This is a genomic window from Roseateles sp. P5_B10 (assembly GCF_056400485.1).
Genome location: NZ_JBFULE010000380.1, coordinates 1 through 4,997 on the forward strand (window position 1 = coordinate 1; position 4,997 = coordinate 4,997).

The following is a 4,997-nucleotide window of genomic DNA, read 5'->3' on the forward strand; positions in this document are numbered from 1 at the left end:
GTTCGAAGGCACGCTGGAGATGCTGGAGGCCTTGAAGGCGCGGCACCACTGGCTGGCCGTCGCCACGGGCAAGAACCGCGCGGGCCTGGACCGCGTGCTGGCGTCCAGCGAACTGGGGCATCTGTTCGACGGCACGCGCACGGCCGACCAGACGCGTTCCAAGCCGCACCCGCAGATGCTGCTGGAGCTGATGAAGGAGTTCGGCACGGAGCCCGAGCGCACGCTGATGATCGGCGACACGACGCATGACCTGCAGCTGGCCATGAATGCCGGTGTGCCCTGCGTCGCGGTCAGCTTTGGCGCGCATGACCACGAGACCTTTGCCGAGTTCAAGCCGCTCTTCGTTGCGCACTCGACACGCGAGCTGCATGACTGGCTGATCGCGCATGCCTGAGCCCGAAGTCGCGCCGCTGCAGCGCCTGTGCGCTTCGGCCGAACTGGTGGAGCGCGGCAAGGCCGTCAGCTTCGACGTCATCCAGTGGCGCGAGCCGGTGCGTGCCTTCGCGCTGCGTTTCGACGGCAAGGCGGTCGCCTACCTGAACCGCTGCGCCCATGTGCCCACCGAGATGGACTGGCAGGAAGGCGAGTTCCTGGACAGCGACAAGCGCTTCATCATGTGCAGCATCCATGGCGCCGTCTACGAACCATCGACCGGCCAATGCGTCATGGGCCCCTGTAACCGCGGCCGCTTGACGAAGATCGACCTGACCGAGCGCGATGGCGAGGTCTACTGGCACCCGACCCGGGACACCAAGCCCGCTTTTGAAGATTGATATGAGCAGCACCTCTGACGACTCCCTGCCTCCCCCGATGCCCGAGCCCGTCGGCGTGCCGGTACAGCTCACGCCGCAAAACGAGACGCTGCTGGCCCAGCTGGCCCGCGACTTCCTGCGTGAGCGCCGGCTGGAGCGGCGCTGGCGCACGGTGTTCCGGCTGTTCTGGTTGCTGCTCGCGGCCCTGCTGGTCTACAGCTTGTGGCTGCAGGGCAAGCACGTGACGCCGTCGACGACGCCGCACACCGCCCTGGTCGAGGTGCGTGGCGAGATCGCCGCCGACACCGAGGCCAGCGCCGAGCAGTTGCTGGCCGCGCTGAAAGACGCCTTCAAGGACGACGCGGCCCAGGCCGTCGTGCTGCGCGTCAACTCGCCCGGTGGCAGCCCGGTGCAGGCCGGCATCGTCTACGACGAGATCAAGCGGCTGAAGAAGCAGTACGACAAGCCGGTCTATGCCGTCGTCGAGGAGATGTGTGCATCCGGCGCGTACTACATCGCCGCAGCGGCCGACGAGATCTATGTCGACAAGGCCTCGGTCGTCGGCTCCATCGGCGTGCTGATGGATGGCTTTGGCTTCACCGGGCTGATGGACAAGGTCGGCGTCGAGCGCCGCTTGCTGACCGCCGGCGAGAACAAGGGCATGCTGGACCCGTTCAGTCCGGAGAACCCCAAGCAGCGCGCCTACGCGCAAGCCATGCTGGACCAGATCCATCAGCAGTTCATCGCCGTCGTGCGCGAAGGCCGCGGCAAGCGGCTCAAGGAGACGCCGGAGACCTTCTCGGGCCTGTTYTGGAACGGTGAGCAGGCCGTCAAGCTGGGCCTGGCCGACCACTTCGGCAACCTCGACTATGTGGCCCGCGAGGTCGTCAAGGCCGAGGACGTCATCGACTACACGCCGCGCGAGAACGTCGCTGAGCGCCTGGCCAAGCGTTTTGGCGCGGCCATGGGCGCCGGTGCGGTGAAGGCACTGAAAGAGATGGCGCCGATCCGCTGATCGGGCAACAAAAAGGCCGCAGCCATTGCGGGCTGCGGCCTTGCGCGGAGCGCTGATGCGCTTACTGCGTCTTGGTTTCGGTCTTGGCAGGCATGTCGCCGGTCTTGGCGGCAGCGTGCTTCTTCGCATGGTGCTTGGGCGCGTGCTTGGCAGCGCTGGCTGCATCGGCCGGCGTGGCGGCGACTGCAGGCGTGGCGGCGGTGGCCGGTGCGGCCTTGGTAGCCGGTGTTGCCGCCGTGGCGGGTGTCGCAGCGGTGGCCGGCGTGGCAGCCGGAGTCTGGGCCAGGGCCACGCCCGAAGCGAGCGTGATGAGGGCAGTGGCGATCGTGGTCTTCAGCGTGTTCATCTTGAGGGCTCCAAGGTGGTTCGGGGATTTCGGTTCGGCTTGCGCAAGCTTGGGGTGACAACGACGCCTCGCCCGGCATCGTTGACCACGTTGCAAAGCCTTACACCGGCAGAATCGGGCGCATGAACACCGCATCCCACTTCGACTGGAGCGCTGGCTATTCAAGCCGGCGCAGCCCGCTGTTCGCGCGCAACATCGTCTCGACCTCGCATCCACTGGCGGCCCAGGCCGGGTTGCGCATGCTGCAGGCGGGCGGCAACGCGGTCGATGCGGCGATCGCGACGGCGGCCTGCATGACGCTGGTCGAACCCTGCAGCAACGGCCTCGGCTCGGATGCGTTCTGCATCCTGTGGGACGGCAAGCGGCTGCATGGCCTGAACGCATCCGGCCCAGCGCCGGCAGCGTGGACGCCGGAGTTCTTTGGGGGGCAGGTCATGCCCAGGAGAGGCTGGGGCTCGGTGACCGTGCCTGGCGCCGTGGGCGGCTGGATCGCACTGAGCGAGCGCTTCGGCAAGCTGCCGTTCGCCGATCTGATGCAACCCGCCATCGAGATCGCCGAGCGCGGCTATGCGGTGCCGCCGATCGTGCAGGGCAAGTGGGCGATGGCGGCGGCGTTGAGCGAGCTCACATCGCAGCCCGGCTTTGCTCGGGCTTTTCTGCCGCAAGGGCGAGCGCCCGAGGTGGGCGAGCTGTTTCGCTTTCAGGAAGCGGCGCGCAGCCTGAAGCTGATTGCGGAGTCCAAGGGCGAGGCGTTCTACCGCGGCGAGATTGCGAAGGCGCTCGTTCGATTTGCGGGCGAGACCGGCGGCGCGCTGACCGAGGCCGACCTGGCGGGCTATCAGCCTGAGTGGGTTACACCACTGGCGAAGGACTTTGCGGGCCATACGTTGCACGAGATCCCGCCCAACGGCCAGGGCATCGCCGCACAGATGGCGCTGGGCCTGCTGGCGCATTGCAATGTGACGGCGCACGAGGTCGACAGCCCCGAGGCCCAGCATCTGATGATCGAAGCGATGAAGCTGGCCTTTGCCGACGTCTACCGCTACGTGGCCGAGCCCGGCGCGATGACGGTCAGCGCGGCCCAGTTGCTCGATCCCGACTACCTTGCTTCGCGCGCCAAGCTCATCGACCCGCAGCGCGCCCAGGCCTTCGGTGCCGGCAACCCCATCAAGGGCGGCACCATCTATCTGACCGCGGCCGATGAATCGGGAATGATGGTCAGCTTCATCCAGAGCAACTACATGGGCTTCGGCTCTGGTCTGGTGCTGCCGGGCTATGGCATCAGCCTGCAGAACCGTGGCCATTGCTTCACGCTGGAGGCCGGCCACGCCAACCAGGTCGCACCGGGCAAGCGGCCCTTCCACACCATCATCCCGGCCTTCCTGACGAAGGACGGCGCGCCCGTGATGAGCTTCGGCGTCATGGGCGGCAACATGCAGCCGCAGGGGCATCTGCAGACGCTGGTGCGCATGCTCTGCTACGGCCAGAACCCGCAGGCTGCCTGCGATGCGCCGCGCTGGCGCTTCAACGAAGGTTTGTCGATCAACGTCGAGCTGCACATGCCGGCGGCGACCATCGAGGCGCTGCGCGCGCGCGGCCATGAGATCGGCGACATCCACGACAGCTACCAGGACTTCGGCGCCGGCCAGTTCATCTGGCGGCTGGGTGATCCGGGTGTCGAGGGCTATGTGGCGGCCAGCGATCCGCGGCGCGATGGCGCGGCCGTAGGCTACTGAAGTGGAGGTCTTGCGCCTGAACCCCGGGGACGACCTGCGCGGCGCGCTGGAAGGCCGCACCGGCTTTGTCGTCGCCGGCATCGGCAGCCTCGTTCATGCGCAATTGCGCTTCGCTGGCGAACCGGAGCCGACCACCATCGCCGGGCCGCTCGAAATCCTGACGCTCAGCGGCAGCCTGACGCCCGATGGCGCGCATCTGCATGCCAGCGTGTCCGATGCGGCGGGTCGCGTGTTCGGCGGCCATGTGTGTGCCGGCTGTGAGGTGCGCACGACGGCCGAGTTGCTGATTGCGTCGCTGCCTACCGGCTCGCTGTCGCGCGAATTCGATTCGGCCACCGGCTACGCCGAACTTGTCGTCCGCAAGCCGTGACCACCGGCACGCGACACCGCGCGGCCGCGCTGCTAGCATGCAGTGCATGACCAAGTTGCTCGACCTCGACTGACGCCCCTGCGCGTTGTTTCATCCCGGCGGGGCTGACCCGCCCGTCGAGTCCTGTCGGAGCCTCCAGCGTCATGTTCTCCAAGTTTTTCACCCTCGCGCCCGGCGACCTGCTGCGCGATGCGGTCTACCGGCGGCTGTGGTCGTCCATTCTCATCTCCTCCCTTGGCGGCCAGGTCACCATGCTGGCCCTGCCGCTGACGGCTGCGGTGCTGCTCAACGCCAGCCCCACGCAGATGGGCCTGCTGCAGGCGATGGAGATCCTGCCCTTCGTGCTGTTCTCGCTGCCCTCGGGCGTGCTGCTGGATCGCATGCGCAAGCTGCCGGTCTATGTGGTGGGTGAGACCCTGCTCGCCTTCGCGGTGGCCACGGTGCCGCTGGCCGCGTGGATGGGTTGGCTGGGCATGGGCTGGCTGTATGTCGTCGGTTTCGTACTGGGCACCGTGCACACGACGGCTGGCAGCGCCGCGCAGATCGTGCTGACCCAGGTGGTGCCACGCGAGCGGCTTGTCGAGGCGCATGCCAAGAACGCCTTGGCCGGTTCTGGCGCCGAGGTCGTCGGGCCGGGCCTGGCCGGCGTGCTGATCAGGCTGCTGGGCGCTCCGCTGGCCTTGGCCGTGGATGCCGTGGCCCTGCTCGCGTCGGCCGTCATCCTGCGTGGCATCCGCGTGCAGGAGCAGCTGTCGGCCACGCGCGGCGCTTTCTGGCC

Annotated in this window: 7 protein-coding genes; 6 read left to right on the forward strand and 1 reads right to left on the reverse strand. The window is 67.7% G+C overall.

Features of this window, described 5'->3' with window-relative positions:
• The 3 genes from AC1DU6_RS19835 to AC1DU6_RS19845 form a co-directional block, all read left to right on the forward strand.
• Window positions 1-394: HAD-IA family hydrolase (locus AC1DU6_RS19835; protein WP_477859080.1), on the forward strand; the 394-nt coding region annotated here is incomplete at its 5' end.
• A complete protein-coding gene (locus tag AC1DU6_RS19840) occupies window positions 387-773 on the forward strand; it encodes a Rieske (2Fe-2S) protein (protein ID WP_457323412.1) in 387 nt (128 codons plus the stop codon). The genes AC1DU6_RS19835 and AC1DU6_RS19840, both read left to right, overlap by 8 nt.
• A gap of 1 nt (window position 774) precedes the next feature.
• Entirely contained in the window at window positions 775-1,767 is a 993-nt protein-coding gene (locus AC1DU6_RS19845; protein ID WP_457323411.1) for a S49 family peptidase, read from the forward strand.
• 61 nt (window positions 1,768-1,828) lie between these two features.
• Here the strand turns inward: AC1DU6_RS19845 and AC1DU6_RS19850 are convergent, their stop codons facing one another.
• Window positions 1,829-2,113 (reverse strand): hypothetical protein, encoded by a 285-nt coding sequence (locus AC1DU6_RS19850; RefSeq protein ID WP_082533018.1) that lies wholly within the window; start codon window positions 2,111-2,113, stop codon window positions 1,829-1,831.
• A gap of 122 nt (window positions 2,114-2,235) precedes the next feature.
• On the opposite strand from AC1DU6_RS19850, the gene AC1DU6_RS19855 reads away from it, so the two are divergent.
• The 3 genes from AC1DU6_RS19855 to AC1DU6_RS19865 all read left to right on the forward strand — a co-directional run.
• Window positions 2,236-3,849, forward strand: a complete 1,614-nt coding sequence (locus tag AC1DU6_RS19855) for a gamma-glutamyltransferase family protein (RefSeq protein ID WP_457323410.1) — start codon at window positions 2,236-2,238, stop codon at window positions 3,847-3,849.
• 1 nt (window position 3,850) lies between these two features.
• The gene (locus AC1DU6_RS19860) at window positions 3,851-4,219 is read left to right on the forward strand and encodes a PPC domain-containing DNA-binding protein (RefSeq protein ID WP_477859083.1); all 369 of its coding nucleotides are present in this window, start codon (window positions 3,851-3,853) and stop codon (window positions 4,217-4,219) included.
• A 143-nt stretch (window positions 4,220-4,362) separates the two neighbouring features.
• Window positions 4,363-4,997 (forward strand): MFS transporter (locus AC1DU6_RS19865; RefSeq protein ID WP_477859085.1); only part of this gene is annotated, 635 nt, incomplete at its 3' end.